Annotated in this window: 22 protein-coding genes; 8 read left to right on the top strand and 14 right to left on the bottom strand. The window is 63.6% G+C overall.

All coding sequences use genetic code 11. The features are described 5' to 3' along the window. Entirely contained in the window at window positions 1–882 is an 882-nt protein-coding gene (locus ENE74_RS01175; protein WP_241241772.1) for a helix-turn-helix transcriptional regulator, read from the bottom strand. Window positions 883–1,095: 213 nt separating this feature from the next. Here ENE74_RS01175 and ENE74_RS01170 point away from each other — a divergent pair, with 213 nt between their 5' ends. After that, the gene (locus ENE74_RS01170; protein WP_127688812.1) at window positions 1,096–2,187 is read left to right on the top strand and encodes an acyl-CoA dehydrogenase family protein; all 1,092 of its coding nucleotides are present in this window, start codon (window positions 1,096–1,098) and stop codon (window positions 2,185–2,187) included. A 79-nt stretch (window positions 2,188–2,266) separates the two neighbouring features. Here ENE74_RS01170 and ENE74_RS01165 read toward each other — a convergent pair whose 3' ends face one another. From ENE74_RS01165 to ENE74_RS01155, 3 genes are all read right to left on the bottom strand, one after another. Next, window positions 2,267–2,560, bottom strand: coding sequence for a putative quinol monooxygenase (locus ENE74_RS01165; protein ID WP_127688811.1), 294 nt, complete (start codon window positions 2,558–2,560; stop codon window positions 2,267–2,269). 42 nt (window positions 2,561–2,602) lie between these two features. Continuing rightward, the gene (locus ENE74_RS01160; protein WP_127688810.1) at window positions 2,603–3,025 is read right to left on the bottom strand and encodes a nuclear transport factor 2 family protein; all 423 of its coding nucleotides are present in this window, start codon (window positions 3,023–3,025) and stop codon (window positions 2,603–2,605) included. A gap of 123 nt (window positions 3,026–3,148) precedes the next feature. After that, window positions 3,149–4,708, bottom strand: coding sequence for a fatty acid--CoA ligase (locus tag ENE74_RS01155; protein ID WP_206517615.1), 1,560 nt, complete (start codon window positions 4,706–4,708; stop codon window positions 3,149–3,151). Between the two features lie 128 nt (window positions 4,709–4,836). Between ENE74_RS01155 and ENE74_RS01150 the strand changes: the two genes are divergently transcribed. Together ENE74_RS01150 and ENE74_RS01145 are read left to right on the top strand one after the other, a co-directional pair. Beyond that, on the top strand, window positions 4,837–5,598 hold the full coding sequence (locus ENE74_RS01150; RefSeq protein WP_127688808.1) for an SDR family NAD(P)-dependent oxidoreductase: 762 nt from the start codon (window positions 4,837–4,839) through the stop codon (window positions 5,596–5,598). Between the two features lies 1 nt (window position 5,599). Next, a complete protein-coding gene (locus ENE74_RS01145; RefSeq protein WP_127688807.1) occupies window positions 5,600–6,352 on the top strand; it encodes a ThuA domain-containing protein in 753 nt (250 codons plus the stop codon). Between the two features lie 70 nt (window positions 6,353–6,422). On the opposite strand, the gene ENE74_RS01140 is transcribed toward ENE74_RS01145, so the two are convergent. Then, complete coding sequence (locus ENE74_RS01140) at window positions 6,423–6,788, bottom strand: Rieske (2Fe-2S) protein (RefSeq protein WP_127688806.1); 366 nt, start codon at window positions 6,786–6,788, stop codon at window positions 6,423–6,425. A gap of 134 nt (window positions 6,789–6,922) precedes the next feature. Here ENE74_RS01140 and ENE74_RS01135 point away from each other — a divergent pair, with 134 nt between their 5' ends. After that, window positions 6,923–7,933: an NADP-dependent oxidoreductase gene (locus tag ENE74_RS01135; protein ID WP_127688805.1), complete on the top strand. Its 1,011-nt coding sequence runs from the start codon at window positions 6,923–6,925 to the stop codon at window positions 7,931–7,933. 33 nt (window positions 7,934–7,966) lie between these two features. Here ENE74_RS01135 and ENE74_RS01130 read toward each other — a convergent pair whose 3' ends face one another. Both ENE74_RS01130 and ENE74_RS01125 read right to left on the bottom strand, forming a co-directional pair. After that, window positions 7,967–8,749: an SDR family NAD(P)-dependent oxidoreductase gene (locus tag ENE74_RS01130; RefSeq protein WP_127688804.1), complete on the bottom strand. Its 783-nt coding sequence runs from the start codon at window positions 8,747–8,749 to the stop codon at window positions 7,967–7,969. 34 nt (window positions 8,750–8,783) lie between these two features. Then, on the bottom strand, window positions 8,784–9,587 hold the full coding sequence (locus tag ENE74_RS01125) for an SDR family NAD(P)-dependent oxidoreductase (RefSeq protein WP_127689505.1): 804 nt from the start codon (window positions 9,585–9,587) through the stop codon (window positions 8,784–8,786). 158 nt (window positions 9,588–9,745) lie between these two features. On the opposite strand from ENE74_RS01125, the gene ENE74_RS01120 reads away from it, so the two are divergent. Together ENE74_RS01120 and ENE74_RS01115 are read left to right on the top strand one after the other, a co-directional pair. Beyond that, window positions 9,746–10,162 (top strand): nuclear transport factor 2 family protein, encoded by a 417-nt coding sequence (locus ENE74_RS01120; protein WP_127688803.1) that lies wholly within the window; start codon window positions 9,746–9,748, stop codon window positions 10,160–10,162. Between the two features lie 188 nt (window positions 10,163–10,350). After that, the gene (locus ENE74_RS01115) at window positions 10,351–11,130 is read left to right on the top strand and encodes an SDR family NAD(P)-dependent oxidoreductase (protein ID WP_127688802.1); all 780 of its coding nucleotides are present in this window, start codon (window positions 10,351–10,353) and stop codon (window positions 11,128–11,130) included. A 215-nt stretch (window positions 11,131–11,345) separates the two neighbouring features. Here the strand turns inward: ENE74_RS01115 and ENE74_RS01110 are convergent, their stop codons facing one another. Next, window positions 11,346–12,875: a TadA family conjugal transfer-associated ATPase gene (locus ENE74_RS01110; RefSeq protein ID WP_127688801.1), complete on the bottom strand. Its 1,530-nt coding sequence runs from the start codon at window positions 12,873–12,875 to the stop codon at window positions 11,346–11,348. A 239-nt stretch (window positions 12,876–13,114) separates the two neighbouring features. Between ENE74_RS01110 and ENE74_RS01105 the strand changes: the two genes are divergently transcribed. Both ENE74_RS01105 and ENE74_RS01100 read left to right on the top strand, forming a co-directional pair. Next, on the top strand, window positions 13,115–14,152 hold the full coding sequence (locus tag ENE74_RS01105; RefSeq protein WP_127688800.1) for a glycosyltransferase family 2 protein: 1,038 nt from the start codon (window positions 13,115–13,117) through the stop codon (window positions 14,150–14,152). Then, window positions 14,125–14,850 (top strand): class I SAM-dependent methyltransferase, encoded by a 726-nt coding sequence (locus tag ENE74_RS01100; RefSeq protein ID WP_127688799.1) that lies wholly within the window; start codon window positions 14,125–14,127, stop codon window positions 14,848–14,850. Before ENE74_RS01105 ends, ENE74_RS01100 begins: the two co-directional genes overlap by 28 nt. Here ENE74_RS01100 and ENE74_RS01095 read toward each other — a convergent pair. The 6 genes from ENE74_RS01095 to ENE74_RS01065 all read right to left on the bottom strand — a co-directional run bounded on the left by ENE74_RS01095 (window position 14,840) and on the right by ENE74_RS01065 (window position 21,595). Further along, a complete protein-coding gene (locus ENE74_RS01095; RefSeq protein ID WP_241241771.1) occupies window positions 14,840–16,252 on the bottom strand; it encodes a hypothetical protein in 1,413 nt (470 codons plus the stop codon). The genes ENE74_RS01100 and ENE74_RS01095 overlap by 11 nt on opposite strands. Window positions 16,253–16,707: 455 nt before the next feature. After that, window positions 16,708–16,962, bottom strand: coding sequence for an ATP synthase F1 subunit epsilon (locus ENE74_RS01085; protein WP_127688797.1), 255 nt, complete (start codon window positions 16,960–16,962; stop codon window positions 16,708–16,710). A 115-nt stretch (window positions 16,963–17,077) separates the two neighbouring features. Continuing rightward, complete coding sequence (gene atpD, locus ENE74_RS01080) at window positions 17,078–18,523, bottom strand: F0F1 ATP synthase subunit beta (RefSeq protein WP_127688796.1); 1,446 nt, start codon at window positions 18,521–18,523, stop codon at window positions 17,078–17,080. Window positions 18,524–18,550: 27 nt separating this feature from the next. After that, complete coding sequence (locus ENE74_RS01075; RefSeq protein WP_127688795.1) at window positions 18,551–19,426, bottom strand: F0F1 ATP synthase subunit gamma; 876 nt, start codon at window positions 19,424–19,426, stop codon at window positions 18,551–18,553. A 52-nt stretch (window positions 19,427–19,478) separates the two neighbouring features. Beyond that, entirely contained in the window at window positions 19,479–21,008 is a 1,530-nt protein-coding gene (gene atpA / locus ENE74_RS01070) for a F0F1 ATP synthase subunit alpha (protein WP_127688794.1), read from the bottom strand. A gap of 32 nt (window positions 21,009–21,040) precedes the next feature. After that, entirely contained in the window at window positions 21,041–21,595 is a 555-nt protein-coding gene (locus ENE74_RS01065) for a F0F1 ATP synthase subunit delta (protein ID WP_127688793.1), read from the bottom strand. Window positions 21,596–21,600 lie beyond the last annotated feature (5 nt).

Genomic DNA, 21,600 nt, shown 5'->3' with positions numbered 1-21,600 from the left:
TTAATTGTGAGCCAGATTTTCCGGGTTGGTGGAGCGCGGCGATATTGCGGCGACGGCACCCAGGAAACCCAGTTGCGTCGCCTTGAACACCGTCTGGCTGCGGTTCACCGCTTCCAGCTTGGTGGCGGCATTGTGAATGTGAAAGCGCACCGTGGCGCAACTGCGGCCCAGGATCATTGCGATTTCGACATCGGTCTTGCCGACCGCCGCCCAGCGCAGGCATTCCACTTCCCGTTTGGACAGGCGGCAATTCTTCGGAATCCAGGGCCGCTGCATCGTCACGCGCGAATAGCCGCTGATGAACCGCCGCGCATGATATTCAAGCTGGTCGGCGTACAGATCGAACTCGCGGGACAGGTCGTCGCGCCCGTTGTCGATCGGCGTGAAGCTCACTGCGCCGATCTGACCGAACGGCAGATGAATAGGCACCACGATCGCCGCCGCGCCGTTCACATCGTCGTTGAAATGCGAAAGGTCGATCTGGTCGAGCAGCGGATTGGGCGCGCGCGTGTGGATGCCGCGCGCATTGGCCCAGAATGGTTCGCTTTCATAGCGGCAGGCAAAGGGCAGCGGCGAACTCAGCGCCAGCAGCGGTTTCTTCCACCATTGCTCGCGCGATGCAGGCCAGCCGAACACAGTGGAGGCGAGCACTTCGCCCGCTTCGTCGCACATCGAGAGTTTGGAGGCGATATTGGCGCAGGCCGCCACGCGAAAATTGCCGAGTTCAAGCGCGATGTCGCGCAAGGCTTCCGCAGCCGGGCGGATATCGGCCGCCGTGGCTATCGCGGTGGGCACATGCCTGCGTGAACGGATATCGGTGCCTATTGGGGTCTTGCCGCTATCATCCATGCAGGCGGCAAAGCTGTCGCCTGTTCTCTCCATGCATAGGAGAATATACCGCCGCAGGGGTGGCGACAAGAGCGCAAAAACCTATGACTCCGTATAGGTTTTCCGCCCTGCCCCGTTCCAAACTATTGGAAAACGCAGGCGATGCATGGGGCATCACGGTGCTTAGTGGGTATTGCACAGAATATGACAGAATATGCCGGTTCGGAGGGAATGGCCGACCGGCGGAGCCATTAGGGGACGGCAGCTTTGGATTTCGATCTCAGCGACGAGCAGGGGATGCTCCGCGATCTGGTCGAGCGGTTCGCGAACGACCGGTACGACTCGGTCAAACGGCTTGCCTATGTGCGTGCCCCGTCCGGGTTTAGCGCGGAAGGCTGGGCGCTCCTGGCGGACACGGGTCTGCTTGCTTTTCCCTTTGCCGAAGCGTTTGGCGGGCTGGGTGGCGGTCCGGTAGAAATGATTACCGTCATGGAGGCACTGGGCAGGTCGGTCGCCGTTGAGCCGGTGTTGCCCGTCATCATTCTCGCGGGTAAAATCATAGAACGCGCCGGATCACCGGATCAGGCCGCGGCATTGCTACCCGCGCTCACATCCGGCACGCAGTTCGCGGCCCTCGCCGTGGCAGAACGCAACGCACGTTTTGGTTACGCAGCAATTGCGACCAGTGTGGGCGGCGCCGGCGCGCAGCCGCTTCTGTCCGGCACAAAGCAGATGGTGCTGGGCGGCCCCTATGCGGACAATCTGGTGGTTGTCGCGCGCGGGGCCGATGGCGCGCTCGGCCTCTATCTGGTCGAAGCGGATGCGCCGGGCATCACCCGCCGCAATTATCGGCTGGCGGATGGATCGGCCGCGAGCGACATCGACTTCGCGCAAACCCCCGCAACGCCGATGCCCGGCTCCATTGAGGCGCTGGAATCGACGTTGAACGATGCGCGCCTTGCGGTCTGCGGCGAGCTGATCGGCCTGATGGGCATGATGTTCGACGCGACGCTCGACTATCTCAAGACCCGCAACCAGTTCGGTCAGGCGATTGGCGATTTTCAGGCTGTCCAGCATCGCATGGCGGACCATTATGCACGGCTGGAGTTGAGCCGCGGGCAGTTGTATCGCGCGGCCGCGCAGTCAGGGGACGCGTGCGTCGCCGCCATCGCCGGGGCGAAGGCCTATATCGCCGCAAACGCCATGACTCTCGCGGAGGATGCCGTGCAATTGCATGGCGGCATCGGCACGACGGAGGAGCTGATGGTAGGCCAGGCGTTCAAGCGTGTGCTGGTGCTCGCGTCGCTGTTCGGCGACAGCGAATGGGAATTGCAACGCTATGTGGCGCTGACCGCATAAGGTCATAAAAAGGCCCGGTCTGCGCGCGCAAACCGGGCCTTCCTCTTCCGCCCGATATGGAGAGAGGGCGGAAAAGCCCTTACAGCGCCTGAGTAGAGGATACCTCGTGCAGCGACACCTTGTTGGTGTAGCGTCCTTCGAAATCCGCAAGCAGCTTGACGACTGCGGGCAGGGCAAGATGCGTTTGCAACGCTTCCATGTCCCGCCAGCCTTCCATCGCCATGATGATGCCCTTTTCGGCATCCTCGATCCCCATGTGATAGAAATGGCATCCGTCTTCGGCGCGCGAAGGCTCGCACAGCGCCTGAAGACGCCCGAACAACTCAGGCAGGGTCGCAGGGTCGGTGAAAATCTGGCCGGTGATGACAAGCATGAGGCATCCTTTGTGTTGCGGGAATGTGGTCGATGCGGCCTATCAGGTCTGGTGGATTATCGTGAAGGACCGGCTCTGGATAAGCCATTGGCCATCGCGCTTGACGAACACGTCATTGTAGCAGGCGCGCGCCCGCTTGTCCTTCAGCGTGCCTGGCTCCTCGTAGATTTCGGAGATATAGGCGCGTACCTCCGCACGATCGCCATCCACGCGGATCATGCCGGGCATGACCATGAAGCTGAGCTTGGGATAATGCGGCATCGCCCCCGCCCAGAGCGCGACAACGGCATCCTTGCCGGAAACGATGCCAAGCTCGGGATAATGCGACAGATCCCAGTGGCAATCTTCCACCCAGAGCGACGCCCATAGCGCCTCATCCACGCGATTGACGGCATCGGCATAGCTTTCGAGCACTTCGCGAATGGCGATCCGGTCTTCCAGCGGCCCGGTAAAATTGGCGGTCATCTGCGTGGTCCACTCCCGTTGCGGGCATTTTTTCTTTCGTCAGGATGACGGACGAGGGTTTTGCGCCCTATGCACGCAGTCTAGGCTGTCCTGAAATCCGGCAAACCTGCAACAAGCGCGAGGTCAGCGATATTCCTCGCGCAGCACGCGCCGCAAAATCTTGCCGGAGGGATTGCGGGGCAGGCTGTCGCGGAAATCGATGGTCTTGGGTGCCTTATAGGCTGCGATGCGGTCCCGTGCCCAGGCGATGAGCGCGGCCGGTTCGGGCGATGCGCCCTCCACCGGCACGACGATCGCCTTCACCGCCTCGCCCCATTTCGCGTCGGGCACGCCGATCACCGCCACATCGGCGACGTGCGGATGGCTGTAGAGCGCGTTTTCGACTTCGGCGGGATAGACGTTCTCGCCGCCGGTGATGATCATGTCCTTGATCCGGTCGGCAAGATACAGATAGCCGTCGGCATCCAGATAGCCCGCGTCGCCGGTGCGCAGCCATCCCTGCGCATCCAGCGTTTCTGCTGTCGCATCGGGCCGGTTGAAATAGCCGGTCATGGTCGAGGGGGAGCGGATGGCGATTTCCCCGATGGCACCGGGGATCACCTCTTGGCCAGCCTCGTCCAGAACCCGCACGGATACGCCGGGCAGGGGGATGCCCACGCTGCGCATGCGCACATTCCCCTGCGGGTCATGGTCCTCCGGCGGCAGGCCGACGACGGTGCCTGCCGTCTCGGTCATCCCGTACATCTGGGCAAAGCCGCATCCGAACAGGGCGATCGCTTGCCGCATGAGATCCAGGGGGATCGCCGATCCGCCGTAGCAGATGGTGTGCAGGAAGCTGAAATCGGCATCGGCCGCACCGGGATGATCGCACAGGATTTTCATGGCGGTCGGCACCATCATGATCTTGGTGATGCGATGGCGGGTGAGCAGGTCGAACAGCTGGTGTGGATCGAACTCGCGCACCACCACGGCCTTGCCGCCATGTTGCAGCGACCACAGGCCCCAGCCCGAACCGCTGATATGGAACACCGGCATCGCGACTAGGGCGACGTCATCGGCGCTCCACCGGTTCCACGTGGGCATCAGCGCGTCGGGCGTCTGCTGCCGCAGCGCCAGCAGGCTGCGGTTGCTCAGCATCGCGCCCTTGGGATGGCCGGTGGTGCCGGACGTATAGAGTTGCAGGACAGGGTCATCATAGCCTGCATCCTGCCGCGGATCGGCGTCATCCTGCGCGTCGCGCCACGCCGGTGCATCGTCGGTCGAGAGGATGACATAAGCGGCGGCCGGTTCGAGCCGGTCGACAAATGCGGGATCGGCGATGACGAACCGAGGCGCGCAATCGGACAGTATATAAGCGACTTCCGGCGGCGCGAGCCGCCAGTTGACCGGCACCAGTACCGCCCCCGCTTTCGCTGCACCCAGCCACAGGGCGAAATACAGGTCGCTGTTCTTGCCCAGAAACGCGATCCTGTCGCCCGGATGCAGCCCGGCGGCGATCAGGCCGTTGGCAATCTGGTTGGCCTGCCGGTCCAGCGTAGCAAAACGGGTCTCGCGATCCTCGAACACCAGCGCCACGGCGTCCGGCGTCATCTGCGCATGATGGCGGACAAGATCGGCGAGACGGATGCTGTCCATCGAAACTTCTGCCTCTTCCGTTCGCCGGTCCTCGTTGCGCAAGCGCATCCGTCGCCTGCCGGACCGGCAAAAGCCACTGACGGAATCGCCAGTGCAGTTCACGCGCCTCTGCACTAAGGTCATAGCATCATCCGTGCGCGAGGCTGTGCGCGCAACGTCTAAATGGGAGAGCGATCATGGATCTGGGCCTGTCCGGCAGGAAAGCCATATTGGTCGGCGCGAGCCATGGCATCGGCCTCGCCACCGCCAGAGTGCTGGCGGCAGAAGGCGTCTCGATTGCGCTCTGTTCGCGATCGCAGGCGAGTGTGGACAAGGCCGTCGACATGCTCAAGGCGTCCGGCGGCACCGTTATCGGCGGTGCGGTGGACGTGACCGACGCCGACGCGCATGCCGCCTGGATCGGTGCAGCGGCGGAACAGTTGGGCGGGTGCGACATCTTCATTCCCTTCACCTCCGCCAACACCGGCGTGGATGACGAGGCGGGCTGGCGCGCGGTGTTCGACGCCGACGTGCTGCCGCTGGTGCGCGGCGTACAGGCGGCCCTTCCGTATCTTCAGGCGTCCGATGCCGGGTCCATCGTCACCATATCCTCGACCGCCGCACTGGAGGATTTCATGGGACCGGGTGCCTATAACGCCCTGAAGGCCGCCGTCATCAACTATACCGCCGCGTTGTCGCAGAAGCTGGCCGGCGAGGGTATTCGCGCCAATTGCGTGTCGCCTGGCCCGGTCGAGATGGAAGGCCGCGCCTGGGACCAGATCAAGCAGGCGATGCCCGATTTCTACACCGGCATATTGCAGCAGATTCCGATGGGTCGCATGGGATCGGGGGAGGAAATCGCAAAGGCCATCGCCTTCATCGCGTCGCCTGCGTGCCGCTACATGACCGGTGCCAATGTCGTGATCGACGGCGGCTTCACCAAGCGCGTGCAATTCTGACATGACGGGCGAGACGGGCAAGCGCATCGATTGCGTGCTGATCGCGGGCGGTCTCTATCATGATATCGACTTTGCGCGGCTGGAACTGCTGAAACTGCTTGCGGAGGACGATCGGGTCCGCACCCGCGTGTTCGAGGATTATGCCAATATAGACGCGATCCGGCAGGCCGATTTCCTGGTGACCTACACCTGCGACGTCATCCCGCCGCTGGATGTGCAGGAGGCGCTGCGCGACTGGGTGCGCGGCGGCGGGCGCTGGTATGCCTTGCACGGCACCAATTCCGTGCTGCGCCTGTTCGACAACGGTCTCTACGGCAGCCCGCGCTGGGCGCCGCTGTTCATGGAGACGCTGGGCAGCCAGTTCATCGCGCACCCGCCGATCGCGCCTTATCGCGTGACGGTCGCGGACCCCGCGCATCCGCTGACGCAGGGCATAGAGCCGTTCGAGACGACGGACGAGCTGTATCTGATGGAAACGCATGGCGACCTCCATGTCCTGCTGGAAACGGCGTTCGAAGGCGAGGCGACGGGTTTCGACGAGGATCAGTGGGCCAATGCCTCGCATCCCGTGCTCTACATCAAGCCGCAGGGTGAGGGCGCCGTACTCTACAACACGCTCGGCCATTGCCGCGGCCATTACGATATGCAGCCGCATCTGGATTACTGGCCAACCGTCGATCGTTGCGCTTGGGACCTGCCGGTATTTTACGACCTGCTGCGGCGGGGGATTGGTTGGGCGAAGGCTGGGAAATAATCCCGTTCAGACGTAAAATCACCGTCATTCCCGCCTTTGCGGGAATGAGGATTGTGCGAGTAAGCTCACCTCACCCCAAAGGCTTGACCGGCAGATGCTCCATCCCCGGCGCGTCGTCCGGCACCGCGACTTCGATCCAGCCTTCGGCATCTTCGCGCCAGGCGAAAATCTTGAGCGGCTTGTAGCCGGCGCCGCCCAGGCATTCGCCGGTATCGAGCTTGAACCGCGCTCCGTGCAGCGGACACATGACCGCGCCACGCCGCACCCGGCCTTCGGGCGCAAGCTCCGCTGCGGCATGCGAACAGCGGTTGATGAGCGCATGGATTGCACCGTCCTCGCGGCAGACCAGCACTGGCCAGCGGTTGACGATGAATGGCAGCATCGCCCGCTCCTCCACATCGCTGGCCTTCACAACCCGATGATAAGTCTCCGCCATTCCGCTCCCTTTTCGCTGCTCTGTCGTCCGCACTGACGGCGGCGCATATCGCCTGCAATTGACGCTTTTCATAGCTGCGCCGCGCGGCTTGGCAACGCACATTCGCCACGATGCAATGGGAGAGGCGCGGAACCATGGCCGAAACGAACCGCGTCTGGCGGCTGGAACGCTATCCGCAGGGGCAGGATTTTGCGGGAGCGATGCGGCTGGATGATAGTCCGCTGCCGCAGATCGGGGCGCGTGAGCTTCTGGTGCGCAACTTGTGGTTTTCGCTCGATGCGGGGACGCGCATGTGGTTCACGCCGCGGACGGACAGCTATATGCCGCCGCTGCCGCTGGGCAGCCCGGTGATGGGCTTCGTGCTGGGGCAGATCGTCCAGTCGCGGCACCCGGACCATCCCGAAGGCGCGATCGTGCGGGCATACGGGCAGTGGGCGGATTATTCCCGTCTTGCCCCGGACGCAGGCAACATCTGGCAGGTGCCGCAGATCGCCGATATGCGGCAGCATTTCGCCGTGCTGGGGCCGAATGGCTGGACGGCCTATGTCGGCCTGAACGACTATGGCAAGGCGCGGCCGGGGGAGACGGTGCTGGTCTCCGCCGCGGCGGGCGCGACCGGGCTGCTTGCCGCACAATTTGCAAAGGCGAGCGGATGCCGGGTGATCGGCATTGCCGGTGGCGCGGCCAAATGCGCGCGCCTGCTGGCGGATTTCGGCCTGGATGCAGCGATCGATTACAAGGGGGAGGATGTCGCCACGCGTCTGGCGCACCTCGCGCCGGAAGGGATTGACGTCTATTTCGATTGCGTCGGCGGGCCGATGCTCGATGCGGTCCTGCCCAATATGGCGCTCTATGGCCGCATCGCTATCTGCGGCCTGATCGCGACTTACGACCGGGAGGAGCGGATCGGGCCGAGCCAGTTCGACCTGATCCTGATGAAGCGCCTGACCGTCGCAGGTTTCTTCTCGCCGGACTTCTACGGACGCGGCGAGGCGATCAACCGGTTGACCCGGCCCTGGCTGGACAGTGGACGCGTCAGCATGGCCTTCGACGTCACCCATGGTGTCGAAAACACGCTGGTCGCCTATGCGAAAATGTTCACCGGGGCCAATTTCGGCAAGACGATGGTGAAGCTGGCGGAATAAAGCCCGTTCAATGATCTGACCGAGTATCTTATGCTACCGCGCGGTCATGCCGCCGTCGATCACCAGTTCCGATCCGGTCATGAAGCTCGCAGCGGGGGAGGCGAGATAGGCTATGCCGGTCGCGATTTCCTCCGGCGCGCCCATCCGCCCCATCGCATGACCGGCGGACACGGTGCTGCGCGCCGTCGCTTCGTCGGGGAACAGGCCGGCCTCGACATAGCGGGCGTAGATCGTGTCCATCATCCCGGTATCGATGCCGCCAGGGTGCACGCTGTTGACGCGGATCGGCAGGCCCAGCATCGCATATTCGGCCGCCGCGCTCTTCGTGAACAGCTTCACCGCCCCCTTGCTGGCGCAATAGGTTGCCATATAGGCCGCGCCTTTCAGCCCGCCGACTGACGACAGGTTGATGATCGATGCGCCGCCCGTGCGGGTCTTTCCGCTGGCGGCGAGCAAGGGCTGTGTCGCCTTCGTGCCCAGGAACACACCTTCGACATTGATCGCCATGCAGCGGCGAAACTCGGCGAGGCTGCTGTCGGCGATCGCATTGGTCACCGAAATGCCTGCATTGTTGACCAGAATGTCGAGCCGCCCATAAGTCCCGTCGATGAACCCGACGACCTCCGCCCACCCATCCTCGCTGGTTACGTCCAGCGGGCGATAGGCCGCGGCACCGGCAATATCCGCGGTCGCGGCAAGATCGGTCGCGATGACGGTGGCACCCGCCTCTGCCAGAGCGGCGCAGGTTGCCCGGCCGATACCGCCAGTGGCGCCCGTCACGAGGGCGAGCGTGCCTTCAAGGGAAAATGCGTTCATGGTCGTCGGCTTTCTGTTCGGGAAAAAGGGGGGGTCAGCGCGCGGTCCATCCGCCGTCTACCACGACTTCACTGCCCGTCATGTAGCTGGCGTCGTCACTGGCGAGGAAGGCGACGACCTTGCCGATCTCGACCGGCTGGGCCAGCCGCTTGACCGGCGTCGTCTGCGCCATGGCCGCGATGAGCTGCTGCGGCGTGAGCGTGCCGTCGCGTTCCGACCAGCGTTGCATGCCCTTGTGCAGCAGCGGCGTCTCGACAAAGCCGGGATGCACGCTGTTGACGCGGATCGGCACGCCCGCATCGGCAAACTCCAGCGCGTTGGACTTGGTGAACAGCCGCACCGCGCCTTTCGACGCGTTGTAGGCGGAAACCTCGCCCATGCCGACGATTCCCATGATCGAGCTGATGTTGACGATGCTGGAGCCGTAGGGCGTGCTGGCGCCGCCCTTTGCCAGCAATGGCTGGAACGTCTTGGTGCCCAGAAACACGCTGTCGACGTTGATCGCCATCAGCCGCCGCCAGTCCGCAAGGTCGAGATCCTGCACCTTGCCGGTAAGGTCCGCGCCGACATTGTTCACGAGAATATCGAGATGGCCATAGGCCGCCTCCACTTCCGCCCTTGCCGCCTGCCACTGCGCCTCGTCGGTGGCATCGAGCCGCAGGTAGCGGGCTTGCGCCATCGTCGCCATGGCGCTCGCCACATCCGCACTGTCCGCCGCATCAAGATCGGTCACGAACGTATGCGCGCCGTCCGCATCCAGGCATTGCGCGATCGCCAGGCCAATGCCCCGCAAGGCGCCGGATACCAGCGCAATCCTGCCATCCAGCCGTCCCGCCATGGTCGTCATCCTCCCGATCATCGTCGGCCGACCATGCACATGCGGGTGCCTCCACGGGAACCTGCCGATTGTGAGAGGGTGACTCCCGCGCGCGGGGAGCGCACCTGAAAGACCGGAGGGCTGCGGGAAGGCAGCCACCGCGCCACTGGGAGGATGCAATGGACAGTGCCCGTTACCGGCAGATAACCGAGATGGTAGACGCCCTGTACGCCGCCACGGCTGCGGGTGACTGGGCGACGGTCGATGCGCTGCTGACCGACGATTTCCGCATTCTGGAGGCGGACAACATGCCCTATCCCGGGGAATATAAGGGGAAGGGCGCATTGCAGGAACTCTACACGAAGGTGTTCGCCTTCTGGGAAGACCCGTCGCTGGAGCGGCACGACCTTGCCATTTCGGAAACGAACGCGATCGTGATGCTGACGATGCATGCGACCTCGCGCCACAATGGGGAACGGCTGGCGATGCCGATGTGCGAAGTGATGCATGTGCGGGGCGACAGGTTCAGCGGCATCACGCCTTATTATTTCGACACCGCCGCCATTGCCCGCGCGACGGGGACGCTGCGCCCATAAAGCTCCTCCCCTGCAAGGGGAGGGGGACCGCCGCGCAGCGGTGGTGGAGGGGTGTTACCCTAGCACGAGAGTGACACCCCTTCGTTAAGCTTCGCCTGCCACCTCCCCTTCCAGGGGAGGAACGGGATCCTTTAATTTGTTATGGCCAAACCCAGTCGGCACCCCAATTTCCAAAAGAGGCACGAACAATGGCAGATTTAAACGGCAAGGTGGCGCTGGTCACTGGCGGGACATCCGGGATTGGCCGCGCGACCGTCGAACGGCTGGCGCGCGATGGCGCGACGCTGCTGTTTACCGGATCGAACGCGGAGGCCGCCCGCAGCGTGACCGATGCAACCGGTGCCCGTTTCCTGAAAAGTCGGGTCGAGAACCCCGATGACTGGGCCGCGATCGAGGCGACCGTGCGCGCCGATTACGGTCGCCTCGACATCATGTTCGCCAATGCGGGGGTAGAGAGCGGCGACGGCAGTATCGAGTCGATCGATCTTGCCGCCTGGGACAAGATCCTATCGGTCAACCTGACCGGCGTTATGCTGACCGTGAAAAGCGCCGTCAGGCTGATGCGCGCCAACCCCGGCGGCCCGACGGGTTCGATTATCATCAACTCGTCGATGTCCGCGCATCGCGCCATGGGCAATTTCGTCGCCTATTCGACGACCAAGACGGCGGTGCTGGCGCTGTGCAAATCCGTGGCGCTGCATTGTGCGACGGAAGGGACGCAGATCCGCTGCAACGCGATCCTCCCCGGCGTCGTGGAAACCGACATGATCCGCGGTGTGATCGACCGGTCGCCCGATCCGGCAGCGGCGCGCGGCATGTTCGAAGGCATGGCGCCGATGAAGCGCATGGCGCAGGTCGGCGAAGTCGCCGCGCTCGTCGCTTTTCTCGCGTCCGAGGACGCAGCCTTCATATCGGGTTCGGAATATCTGATCGACGGCGCAACACTGGCCGGCGCGCAGGGCGTCTGACAGCCGCAAAAGATCCGCGACAAGATCGATTTCGCCGAGATGCGCGGCGGGGACTTGCATTCCCCCGCATGGCGCTCCGTCGATCGCAATAACCGACGTGCTACGGCCGCAAGGTTCACCGTTTCACGCGCATCTTGCAGACCATCGCACAGTCTGCGCTGTGATTTGTATGTGTTTTACTGTTTCGACACAACAAAGAACAAGCCGCACCGCGCCTACAGACACGCCTCCAGGAACGGCTGGTCGAAACCGAAGCCGCGGGCTTTTTCCAGCGTATAGGGACGCAGGCCCATCGAGCGATATTCGCCGATGATCTTTCCGTTCTCGTCCTCGGAGATATATTCGAACTTGAACAACTCCTGCGTGACGATGACATCGCCTTCCATGCCGATCACTTCGGTGACGTTGGTGACGCGCCGTGAACCGTCGCGCAGGCGCTTGACCTGAACGATCAGATCGACCGAGTCGGCGATCTGCTTTGAAATCGCTTCCTTGGGGATCTTGATGTCGCCCATTAGGATCATGTTTTCCATACGGCCCAGGCACTCGCGCGGGCTGTTGGAGTGGAGCGTACACATGGAGCCGTCATGGCCGGTGTTCATCGCCGCCAACAGATCGAAACATTCCGCCCCGCGGATTTCGCCCAGGATGATTCGGTCCGGCCGCATACGCAGGGCGTTCTTGACGAGATCGCCGATCGTGATCGCGCCTTGCCCTTCCAGGTTGGCGGGACGTGTTTCGAGCGGGAGCCAGTGCGGCTGTTGCAGCCGCAGTTCGGCCGCGTCCTCGATCGTCAGCACGCGCTCGCCCGGATCGATCATCTTCGAAAGGGCATTGAGCATCGTCGTCTTGCCTGAACCCGTGCCGCCCGAAATGACGATGTTGAAACGGCATGCGCCCGCGATCTTGAGCGCGGTGCACATCTTCTGGTCCATCGCGCCCCATTGGGCGAGATTGTCGAGCGTGATCGGCTTGGCGGAAAACTTGCGGATGGAGATCGCCGTGCCCTTGAGGCTCAGCGGTGGCACGATCACGTTAACGCGCGAGCCGTCCGGCAGGCGGGCGTCGGCCAGCGGCGTCGTCTGGTCGACACGGCGGCCGACCTTGTTCACGATCCGCTGCGCGATCTGGAACAGATGTTCCTCGTCACGGAACTGGATCGGCGCGATCTGCAGCTTGCCCTTCTTTTCGATATAGGTCTGGAGCGGGCCGTTGACCATGATGTCGGTGATGTCGGGATCGTTCAGCAGCTCTTCCAGCGGGCCAAGGCCGAGCAATTCGTCGACCAGCACCTTTTCCAGCGCGAACTGTTCGCGGCGGTTGAGTGTCAGCTTCAGCTCCGCCAGCACTTCCATGATGATCGGGCGAAACTCTTCGGCCAGCTCGTCCTTGGACAGCGTCGCCGCCGCTTCGGGGTCGACGCGTTCGAGCAGGCGCGGCAGCACCTGTTCCTTGATCTTGTGGACTGAAGCCTCGAACCCCTGTGGGCCTTCCGGCGCAATATGTTCGCTGTTCGACCGGTCCGACAGGCGCGACATGGCCTCGGCATGGCGCTGCTGGCTGGGCGATGCGGCGGACAGCGGATCGGCGCTGGGGGCGAGCGCGGCGGGTTCGACGGGGGGGAACTGCTCGCCGCCGCGCACATCCTTCTCGCGCGCCGGGCTGCTGCCCTGCTGCATCGGGCGGGCTACGCCAAAGCCGGGCTTGCCGCCGCCAGGTCCGCTTTTCCGTCCAAATGCGCTCATGATATTCCCGCAAGCAATGAGGTGCCGAATGTTCGTGCGGCCACCCCAACAAATGATGGCTGATCAAGGTGAATAGGCGGGAAACTTTGACAAAAACCTAATGTCTGGTCGCGCGGCCGCCTGATGCGGGGGAACGATCACGCAATCTGCGCCCGACGTTACCCTTCATTAACCAATTTTGCCCAAGGTGAATCCGCGCCCGTCCGCAGGGGAGGGGCACAAGACAATCAGGAAGCCGAATGGCGGATCGCATTGCCCTGTCGCTGGTCATTCCCGTGCTGAACGAGCAGGAATCGCTGTCGCTGTTCCTCAATCGCGCGCGGCCTGCCGTGCAGAGCGCGCTGGCGCTGATCGGCCCCGATGCACGGGCCGAATATCTGTTCGTCGATGATGGCAGCAGCGATCGGACGCGGGATATTCTGGCGATCCTCGCGCGGATGAATGCGGATGTCCGTTATGTCGCGCTCTCCCGCAATTTCGGCAAGGAAGCGGCGCTAGCCGCCGGCATCAGCCGTGCGCGTGGCGATGCGGTCATCCCCATCGACGTCGATTTGCAGGATCCGCCGGAAGTCATCGAAGCGATGGTACGGCTCTGGCTGGGCGGTGCGCAGGTCGTCAATGCCCGTCGCATCGACCGGTCCAGCGACAGCCGGTTCAAGCGGTGGAGCGCGCATGTCTTCTATCGCATCCTCAATCGCCTCGCCGATTATCCGATCCCGGAAAATGTCGGCGACTTCCGGCTGCTCGACCGACAGGCCGTCGATGCGGTCAAGCAACTGAGCGAACAGGCGCGGTTCAACAAGGGGCTTTTTTCCTGGGTCGGCTTTCGCGTCGCCACCGTCGACTATGAGCGCGAGGCGCGCGAGGCGGGGCAGACCAAATGGCGGCTGCGCAAGCTGTGGGGGCTGGCGCTCGATGGCGTCACATCCTCGACCACCATGCCGCTGCGCATCTGGTCCTATCTGGGCGGGCTGATCGCGATGCTCGCGTTCGGCTACGCCGTCGCGCTGGTCGTCAAGACGCTGGTCACAGGGGCCGACACGCCCGGCTATGCCTCCATCATGGTTGCAGTGCTGATGCTCGGCGGCCTCAATCTGATGAGCCTTGGCATCATTGGCGAATATCTGGGCCGGGTTGCGCAGGAAGTGCGCAACCGCCCGCTCTATGTAGTGGCGGAGGACGTGGGGGCGGACGAAAGCGCCGCCGTCGCGGTCCCCGCTACCGACACTGATCTTCCGGGGGACGACCAATGGATCGCGCAGCCTATTCGAGCATGAGCGCGCAGGAGGCGGACCACTGGTGGTTCGTCGCCCGCCGCGCCATCATTTCCCATCTGATCGAGCGGCATGTGCCGCTGGGTGACGATGCCCGCATATTGGAGGCGGGCTGCGGCACCGGCGGCAATCTCTCGCTGCTGGCGGGCTATGGCAGGCTCGATGCGTTCGAATATGATGCCGACGCCCGTGCGCTGGCCGCCGGGCACGGCATCGGCACCATCGCGGGCGGCGCGCTGCCGCATGACATCGGCTTTGGCGATACGGACTATGACATGATTGCCTTGCTCGACGTGCTGGAGCATATCGACGACGACCGCGCCTCGCTCGCTGCGCTCGGCGGCCGTCTGAAGACGGACGGGCGATTGCTGCTGACGGTGCCTGCGGTACCATGGCTCTGGTCGGATCATGATGCGTTGCATCACCACAAGCGGCGCTACACGCGCGAGAGCCTTCAGGTCGTGGCGCAGGACGCCGGGATGCAGGTGCAGGCAATCGGCTATTTCAACAGCCTGCTGTTCCCGCTCGCGGTGATGCAGCGGATCGCGCATCAGGTGACGCGCAGCAAGGCGGCGCTGGATGCGCGCCCGTCCGCGCCGGTCAATGCGATGCTGAAAGGGATATTCGCGGCGGAACGGCATCTGGTCGACCATATCCGCTTTCCGATCGGCCTTTCGCTTTACGCGGTGCTCAGCCGGTAGAGCGCCTGTACCAATCCCCTCGCCAGCACTGCTCCGGCTCCACCGCACTGGCACGGGCCGGAGCATGCGGTCGCACCCATGCAGGCATATCCGGCAAGGGCGCGAGATAGGAACCTTTGGGGAAAGCCGCGAAGCTCTGGTCCCAGGCCTTCCAGAAGGTGCAGCGCACTTCGGGCGCGGGCGGTTGCGTCAGCGCGCGGCGGATTTCATGCGCGCCGGTCACGCTGCCGATCACCAGCGCCAGCAGCAGCCACAAGCGGATCGGCGCGGGTGCACCCTGATCGCCCGGCGCCACGGCATCGGCAACCATCACCGCCAGAATGGTAAGCGCCGGGACGGACGCGCGCATCATGAAGTCGATCGACCAGCCGATCTGGACGAACGGCATCAGCAGCAGGCAGGCGATGATGACGAGAAATGTCGGCAGGCCGAAGCGTCCGGTGCGGGCGACAAGGGCAAGCGGCACCAGATAGGGCGCAGTCTCGAACAGCTGGAAGACGATGTAGCGCAGCCCCCCCGGCGCGAACAGGCGAATGCCTACATCGTCACCCGCTGCACCCAGATAGAGCAGGCCCGGCACGCATAGCAGGCTGGAGAGCGCGGGCAGGGCGATGTCGCTGAGGCGCAGGCGACGGCGGATCAGCGTCTCGATCCCCGCCAGCGCAACAAAGGGCAGGGTGCCCAGCAGGCCGAAGGGCGACCAGAGCAGGGTGAGCGGCAGGATCGCGAGAAAGACGCTGAGCGGGATGCGCCCCGTGCGCCAGAGCAGAAACAGCAGCGCGCCGATCCACGCCGTCATCGCATGATGTGGCACCCAGAAGGCCAGGGTGAGCGTGGAGGAATATTGGATCTGCGCCCAGTTCTCCAGATGATCGGCAAGGCCGCCATGAACGAACAATGCGCCTGCTGCGTCGAGACCGCTGAACGCGAGGAACACGCCCAGCGCCCATAGCCGTGCGCGGGTGCCGGCAAACAGACGGGATGCCATCGCCAGCAGCATCCCCAGCAAGGCGCTGTTTTGGAACAGCAGGGCGATGTCGCCCGCGCGTGACCCCCACGCCTTGAAGGCAAGGGCGGGCAGGAAGAACATGCCGATCGGCGCGCGCAGCACATCGGGCATAGGGCGCGATGTGTAGACGAACGGCCACGGGTTGATCCCCATGTCGCGCAGCACGGCATAGCGCACCTGCCAGTCGATATTGGCATAGAGGAACCGGCCCTGCCCGCCGAGCAGCATCAGCACGAAGGCAACGACAAAGCCGACGACCAATATGCGGATGGAGACGCCGCTGTCCAGGGCGGCAGGCACCAGCCGCACGATCCCGACGCATAGCGCCACCACGCCGCTCACCCCCAGCGCATAGGCCCACCAAGGCGCGATATCGAGGAACCGCCACAGCAAAAGCTGCGTGCCGCCGAGCCAGACGGCAAGCGCGGCGAGGAGCCAGCCTAGCGGAATGGCGCGGGGGCTGTCGGCGGTGATGCGTGGTGACGGCGTGATGACGTGGTTCCCCCTGCCAAGCGGTCATAAGGCGTGATTGCGGAGGCGTCGAGTTACGATAGCCCCCACGTTCCCCGGCTTTCGCCGGGGAACGGCTGGGGCGCGGTATGAAAGCTGAAAACCGTTCGCCCTGAGCTTGTCGAAGGGTTCTCCTGAACGAAGTGAAGGGACTTCGCCTTTGGCTCAGTCTTGCCCCCCTTCGACTGCCCGCCTGCGGCAGGCGCTCAGGACAGACTTCGACAGGCTCAGGGCGAACGGAGGGGGATATCTCCGGTGTAACGGTAAACATACAAAGGGCCGCCTTCCGGTATCGAAAGGCGGCCCTTTATGGTCGTCGGCTTATGTGTCGGGGAATATTATCCCGCGCGTTCGGCGAGGACCGTGAGGCCCTGTTCGGTCACTTCGGCAAAGCCGCCGACGACGTCGATCGTTTCGGGCGCAGCACCAGCGCTGGCGAACACCTGCAACGCGCCGTCGCGGACGGTGGACATGAACGGCGCATGGCCCTCCAGCACACCGAAATCGCCTTCGCTGCCGGGCACGACAACCATGTAGACGTCCTCCGAACGAACGAGCTTTTCCGGTGTCACGAGTTCAAAATGTAGGGGCATTTCATGCTTCTCCCCCCTCCCCTTTAGGGGAGGGGCCGGGGGTGGGGGCAGTCAGGATGGTTGCGCTTAGCCCCCACCCCAACCCCTCCCCTGAAGGGGAGGGGCTATTCAAGCCTTACGCCGCTTCCGCTGCCAGCTTCTTGCCCTTTTCGATGGCTTCGTCGATGCCGCCGACCATGTAGAAGGCCGCTTCGGGCAGGTGGTCATACTCGCCGTCCACGACCGCCTTGAACGACTTCACGGTGTCCTCGATCTGCACGAACTTGCCGGGGATGCCGGTGAATACTTCGGCGACGTGGAAGGGCTGGCTGAGGAAACGCTGGATCTTGCGGGCGCGGGCGACCGTGATCTTGTCCTCTTCCGACAGCTCGTCCATGCCCAGAATGGCGATGATGTCCTGAAGCGACTTGTACTTCTGGAGCGTCTCCTGAACACGGCGGGCGGTTTCGTAATGCTCCTGGCCGACGACGGCGGGCGACAGCACGCGGCTGGTGGAGTCGAGCGGATCGACTGCCGGATAGATGCCCAGTTCCGAAATTGCGCGGTTGAGAACGGTCGTCGCGTCAAGATGCGCGAAGGACGTCGCCGGGGCCGGATCGGTCAAATCGTCGGCAGGCACGTAGATCGCCTGCACCGAAGTGATCGACCCCTTGTTGGTGGAGGTAATGCGCTCCTGCAATGCGCCCATGTCGGTGGACAGGGTCGGCTGATAGCCCACCGCCGAAGGAATACGGCCGAGCAGCGCCGACACTTCCGAACCCGCTTGCGTGAAGCGGAAGATGTTGTCGACGAAGAACAGCACGTCCTGCCCTTCCTGATCACGGAAATATTCCGCGATGGTGAGGCCGGAGAGGGCGACGCGCGCACGGGCGCCCGGCGGCTCGTTCATCTGGCCGAACACCAGTGCCACCTTTGAGCCTTCGGGTGTCGGATTGCCGTCGGCATCCTTGGCGATGACGCCAGCGTCCAGGAACTCGTGATAGAGATCATTGCCTTCGCGGGTCCGCTCACCCACGCCTGCGAACACGGAGGTGCCGCCATGGCCCTTCGCGATGTTGTTGATGAGTTCCTGAATGAGAACCGTCTTGCCGACGCCCGCGCCGCCGAACAGGCCGATCTTGCCGCCCTTCGCATAAGGCGCGAGCAAGTCGATCACCTTGATGCCGGTCGCCAGGATCGCGGTTTCGGTGGACTGGTCCACGAACTCGGGGGCCTTGGCATGGATCGGCGCGCGGCTGGCGGCGTTCACCGGGCCACGATCGTCGATCGGATCGCCCACGACGTTCAGGATGCGGCCCAGCGTCTGCGGGCCGACCGGCACCGAAATCTGCGCGCCGGTGTCCGTCACTTCCTGACCGCGCGTCAGCCCTTCCGTAGCGTCCATCGCGATCGTGCGGACGGTGTTCTCGCCCAGATGCTGCGCGACTTCCAGAACAAGGCGCTGGCCGTTGTTGCTGGTTTCCAGCGCGTTCAGAATGGCGGGCAGCGCATCGGGAAAGGTCACGTCGACGACAGCGCCGATGACCTGCGAAATGCGGCCTACATTATTGGTGGTTGCCATGGTTCGTTTCCTTGCCTTCGGGTCTTTTTAGAGCGCCTCTGCGCCCGCGATGATTTCGATCAGTTCCGTCGTGATCGCGGCCTGGCGGCTGCGGTTGTACTGGATGGTCAGGTTGTTGATGAGGTCGCCGGCGTTGCGCGTGGCGTTATCCATCGCGGTCATCGACGCGCCCTGTTCCGACGCCATGTTTTCCAGCAGCGCCTTGAACAGCTGGATCGTCATGTTGCGGGGGAGCAGATCCTCAAGGATCGTCGCTTCATCCGGCTCATATTCGACCGCTGCGTTGCTGGCGGCGGGGGCGTCGGCGGGGATTGCGACGGGGATCAGTTGCTGCTCGGTCGGGATCTGCGCGAGCGCGGACTTGAACGTCGAGTAGAACAGATGCGCCACGTCGAACTTGCCCGCGAAGAACATGGCACTGATGTCCTGCGCGATCGCCTGCGCCTGTTCGTAGCCGGGGGCCTTCGCGCCGGTCGTGTCATACTGACCCACGATCATGCCGGGGAAGGTGCGGTTGATGACCGGGCGACCCTTGCGCCCGATCAGATAGAATTGCACCGTCTTGCCCTCGGCGATCAGGAAGCGGGCCTTCAGCACCGCTGCTTTCACGATATTGGCATTGAACGCACCGGCCAGACCGCGGTCGGAATTGGCGACGACCAGCAGATGCACGTCGTCCTTGCCCGTCCCGGCCAGCAGCTTGGGCGCGCTTTCGCTGGCCGATACCTTGGACGCCAGCGTGGCGACGATGCGTTCCAGACGCACGTTATAGGGGCGCGCGGCTTCGGCGGCGGCCTGCGCCTTGCGCAGCTTCGCCGCGGCGACCATCTGCTTGGCCTTGGTGATCTTCTGGGTCGATTTGACCGAGGCGATCCGCCCTTTGAGTTCTTTCAGACTTGCCATGACGAACCTTGTGGTTCGTCACCCCGACGCAAGCCGGGATGACGGATTACTTTTACGCGAACGATTTGCCGAAGCTGTCGAGCGCAGCCTTCAGCTTGCCCTTGCTGTCGTCCGACAGGTCCTTGCTGCTGCGGATTTCGCCAAGCAGGTCGGCATGATCATGCCGCAGGAACGACAGCATCGCTTCCTCGTAACGGTTGACGTCGGACACGGCGATGCCATCCAGATAGCCGTTGGTGCCCGCGAAGATCGACGCGGTCTGCTCTTCGAACGGCAGGGGCGAGAACTGGGGCTGCTTGAGCAGCTCGGTCAGGCGCGCGCCACGGTTCAGCAGCTTCTGCGTCGAGGCGTCGAGGTCCGAGCCGAACTGCGCGAAGGCGGCCATTTCGCGATATTGCGCCAGCTCCAGCTTGATCGAGCCGGACACCTTCTTCATCGCCTTGGTCTGCGCGGCGGAACCAACGCGCGAGACCGAAAGGCCGACGTTGATCGCCGGGCGGATGCCCTGATAGAAGAGGTTGGTTTCGAGGAAGATCTGGCCATCGGTGATCGAAATCACGTTGGTCGGAATGTAGGCGGACACGTCACCGGCCTGCGTCTCGATGATCGGCAGGGCGGTCAGCGAACCGGAGCCGTTGTCGCTGTTCATCTTCGCCGCGCGCTCCAGCAGGCGGCTGTGGAGATAGAAGACGTCGCCCGGATAGGCTTCGCGGCCCGGAGGACGACGTAGCAGCAGCGACATCTGGCGATAGGCCACGGCCTGCTTGGACAGATCGTCGTACACGATCAGTGCGTGCATGCCGTTGTCGCGGAAATATTCGCCCATGGTCACACCGGTATAGGGCGCGAGATACTGGAGCGGTGCGGGTTCCGAAGCGGTCGCGGCGATGACGATGGAATATTCCATCGCGCCGTTTTCTTCGAGCTGGCGCACGATCTGCGCGACGGTGGACCGCTTCTGGCCGACCGCGACATAGATGCAATAGAGCTTCTTGCTTTCATCGTCGCCTGCGTTGACGCCCTTCTGATTGATGAAGGTGTCGATCGCCACGGCGGTCTTGCCGGTCTGGCGGTCGCCGATGATGAGTTCGCGCTGGCCACGGCCGACGGGAACGAGCGTGTCGATCGCCTTCAGGCCGGTCTGCACCGGTTCATGCACGGATGTGCGCGGGATGATGCCCGGCGCTTTCTTTTCCACGCGCATGCGCTGATCGGAAACGATCGGTCCCTTGCCGTCGATCGGGTTGCCAAGGCCATCGACCACGCGGCCGAGCAGACCCTTGCCCACGGGCACGTCCACGATCGTGCCGGTGCGCTTGACGACGTCGCCTTCCTTGATCTCGCTGTCCGACCCGAAGATCACGACGCCGACATTGTCCGCTTCCAGGTTCAGGGCCATGCCCTGCACGCCGTTGGCGAAGGCGACCATTTCACCGGCCTGCACATTGTCGAGGCCGTGAATGCGGGCGATGCCGTCCCCCACGCTCAGCACGGTGCCCACTTCGGACACCTGGGCTTGCGTGCCGAAGCTGGCGATCTGGTCCTTGATGACCTTGGAGATTTCTGCGGCGTTGATATCCATGACTTAACCTTTCATCGGACCCTTGCGGGTCTTTAGCCCTTCATTGCGTGGGCGAGACTATTCAAACGGGTACGGATGGAACTGTCGATCATCTGGCTGCCGATCTTCACGACCAGTCCGCCCAGGATCGCGGGATCGACCCTTGCATCAACCGCGACATCGCGACCAACGCGGGCCTTGAGGCTCTGCTTGAGCGCGCTCATCTGCGTATCGTCGAGCGCATAGGCCGAAACGACTTCGGCGCGCGCTTCGCCCCGGTGATTCGACAGCAGCGTTTCATAAGCGCGGATGACGGCGGGCAACTGACCGAGGCGACGGTTCTGCGCCAGCACGCCCAGGAAATTGGCGGTCAGCGGATCGAGACCCATCGACTGCGCCACGGCAGCGACGGCCTTCGTCGCGGCGTCGCGACCCACCAGCGGGCTGACGATCAATGCCTTGAACTCGCCCGATTCGGCGACAGCCTTTTTCAACGCCGCCAGGCTTTCGCCTACCGCATCCAGCGCCTTGCCGTCGCGCGCCAGTTCGAACAGGGCCACGGCATAGCGTCCGCTGAGGCTCGCCTGAATGCTGCCACTCGTCTCCACGCTGT

It is taken from the genome of Sphingobium algorifonticola, from assembly GCF_004005485.1.
GTDB lineage: Bacteria > Pseudomonadota > Alphaproteobacteria > Sphingomonadales > Sphingomonadaceae > Sphingobium > Sphingobium algorifonticola.
The sequence above is the reverse complement of the archived record's forward strand: the minus strand, read 5'-3'. Positions and strand labels throughout refer to the sequence as shown.

Coding starts and splice junctions, on each gene's coding strand:
- ENE74_RS01175 (WP_241241772.1), bottom strand. CDS start 882: ATGGAGAGAACAGGCGACAGCTTTGCCGCCTGCATGGATGATAGCGGC.
- ENE74_RS01165 (WP_127688811.1), bottom strand. CDS start 2,560: ATGCTTGTCATCACCGGCCAGATTTTCACCGACCCTGCGACCCTGCCT.
- ENE74_RS01160 (WP_127688810.1), bottom strand. CDS start 3,025: ATGACCGCCAATTTTACCGGGCCGCTGGAAGACCGGATCGCCATTCGC.
- ENE74_RS01155 (WP_206517615.1), bottom strand. CDS start 4,708: ATGCGCTTGCGCAACGAGGACCGGCGAACGGAAGAGGCAGAAGTTTCG.
- ENE74_RS01150 (WP_127688808.1), top strand. CDS start 4,837: ATGGATCTGGGCCTGTCCGGCAGGAAAGCCATATTGGTCGGCGCGAGC.
- ENE74_RS01145 (WP_127688807.1), top strand. CDS start 5,600: ATGACGGGCGAGACGGGCAAGCGCATCGATTGCGTGCTGATCGCGGGC.
- ENE74_RS01140 (WP_127688806.1), bottom strand. CDS start 6,788: ATGGCGGAGACTTATCATCGGGTTGTGAAGGCCAGCGATGTGGAGGAG.
- ENE74_RS01135 (WP_127688805.1), top strand. CDS start 6,923: ATGGCCGAAACGAACCGCGTCTGGCGGCTGGAACGCTATCCGCAGGGG.
- ENE74_RS01130 (WP_127688804.1), bottom strand. CDS start 8,749: ATGAACGCATTTTCCCTTGAAGGCACGCTCGCCCTCGTGACGGGCGCC.
- ENE74_RS01125 (WP_127689505.1), bottom strand. CDS start 9,587: ATGGCGGGACGGCTGGATGGCAGGATTGCGCTGGTATCCGGCGCCTTG.
- ENE74_RS01120 (WP_127688803.1), top strand. CDS start 9,746: ATGGACAGTGCCCGTTACCGGCAGATAACCGAGATGGTAGACGCCCTG.
- ENE74_RS01115 (WP_127688802.1), top strand. CDS start 10,351: ATGGCAGATTTAAACGGCAAGGTGGCGCTGGTCACTGGCGGGACATCC.
- ENE74_RS01110 (WP_127688801.1), bottom strand. CDS start 12,875: ATGAGCGCATTTGGACGGAAAAGCGGACCTGGCGGCGGCAAGCCCGGC.
- ENE74_RS01105 (WP_127688800.1), top strand. CDS start 13,115: ATGGCGGATCGCATTGCCCTGTCGCTGGTCATTCCCGTGCTGAACGAG.
- ENE74_RS01100 (WP_127688799.1), top strand. CDS start 14,125: ATGGATCGCGCAGCCTATTCGAGCATGAGCGCGCAGGAGGCGGACCAC.
- ENE74_RS01085 (WP_127688797.1), bottom strand. CDS start 16,962: ATGCCCCTACATTTTGAACTCGTGACACCGGAAAAGCTCGTTCGTTCG.
- atpD (WP_127688796.1), bottom strand. CDS start 18,523: ATGGCAACCACCAATAATGTAGGCCGCATTTCGCAGGTCATCGGCGCT.
- ENE74_RS01075 (WP_127688795.1), bottom strand. CDS start 19,426: ATGGCAAGTCTGAAAGAACTCAAAGGGCGGATCGCCTCGGTCAAATCG.
- atpA (WP_127688794.1), bottom strand. CDS start 21,008: ATGGATATCAACGCCGCAGAAATCTCCAAGGTCATCAAGGACCAGATC.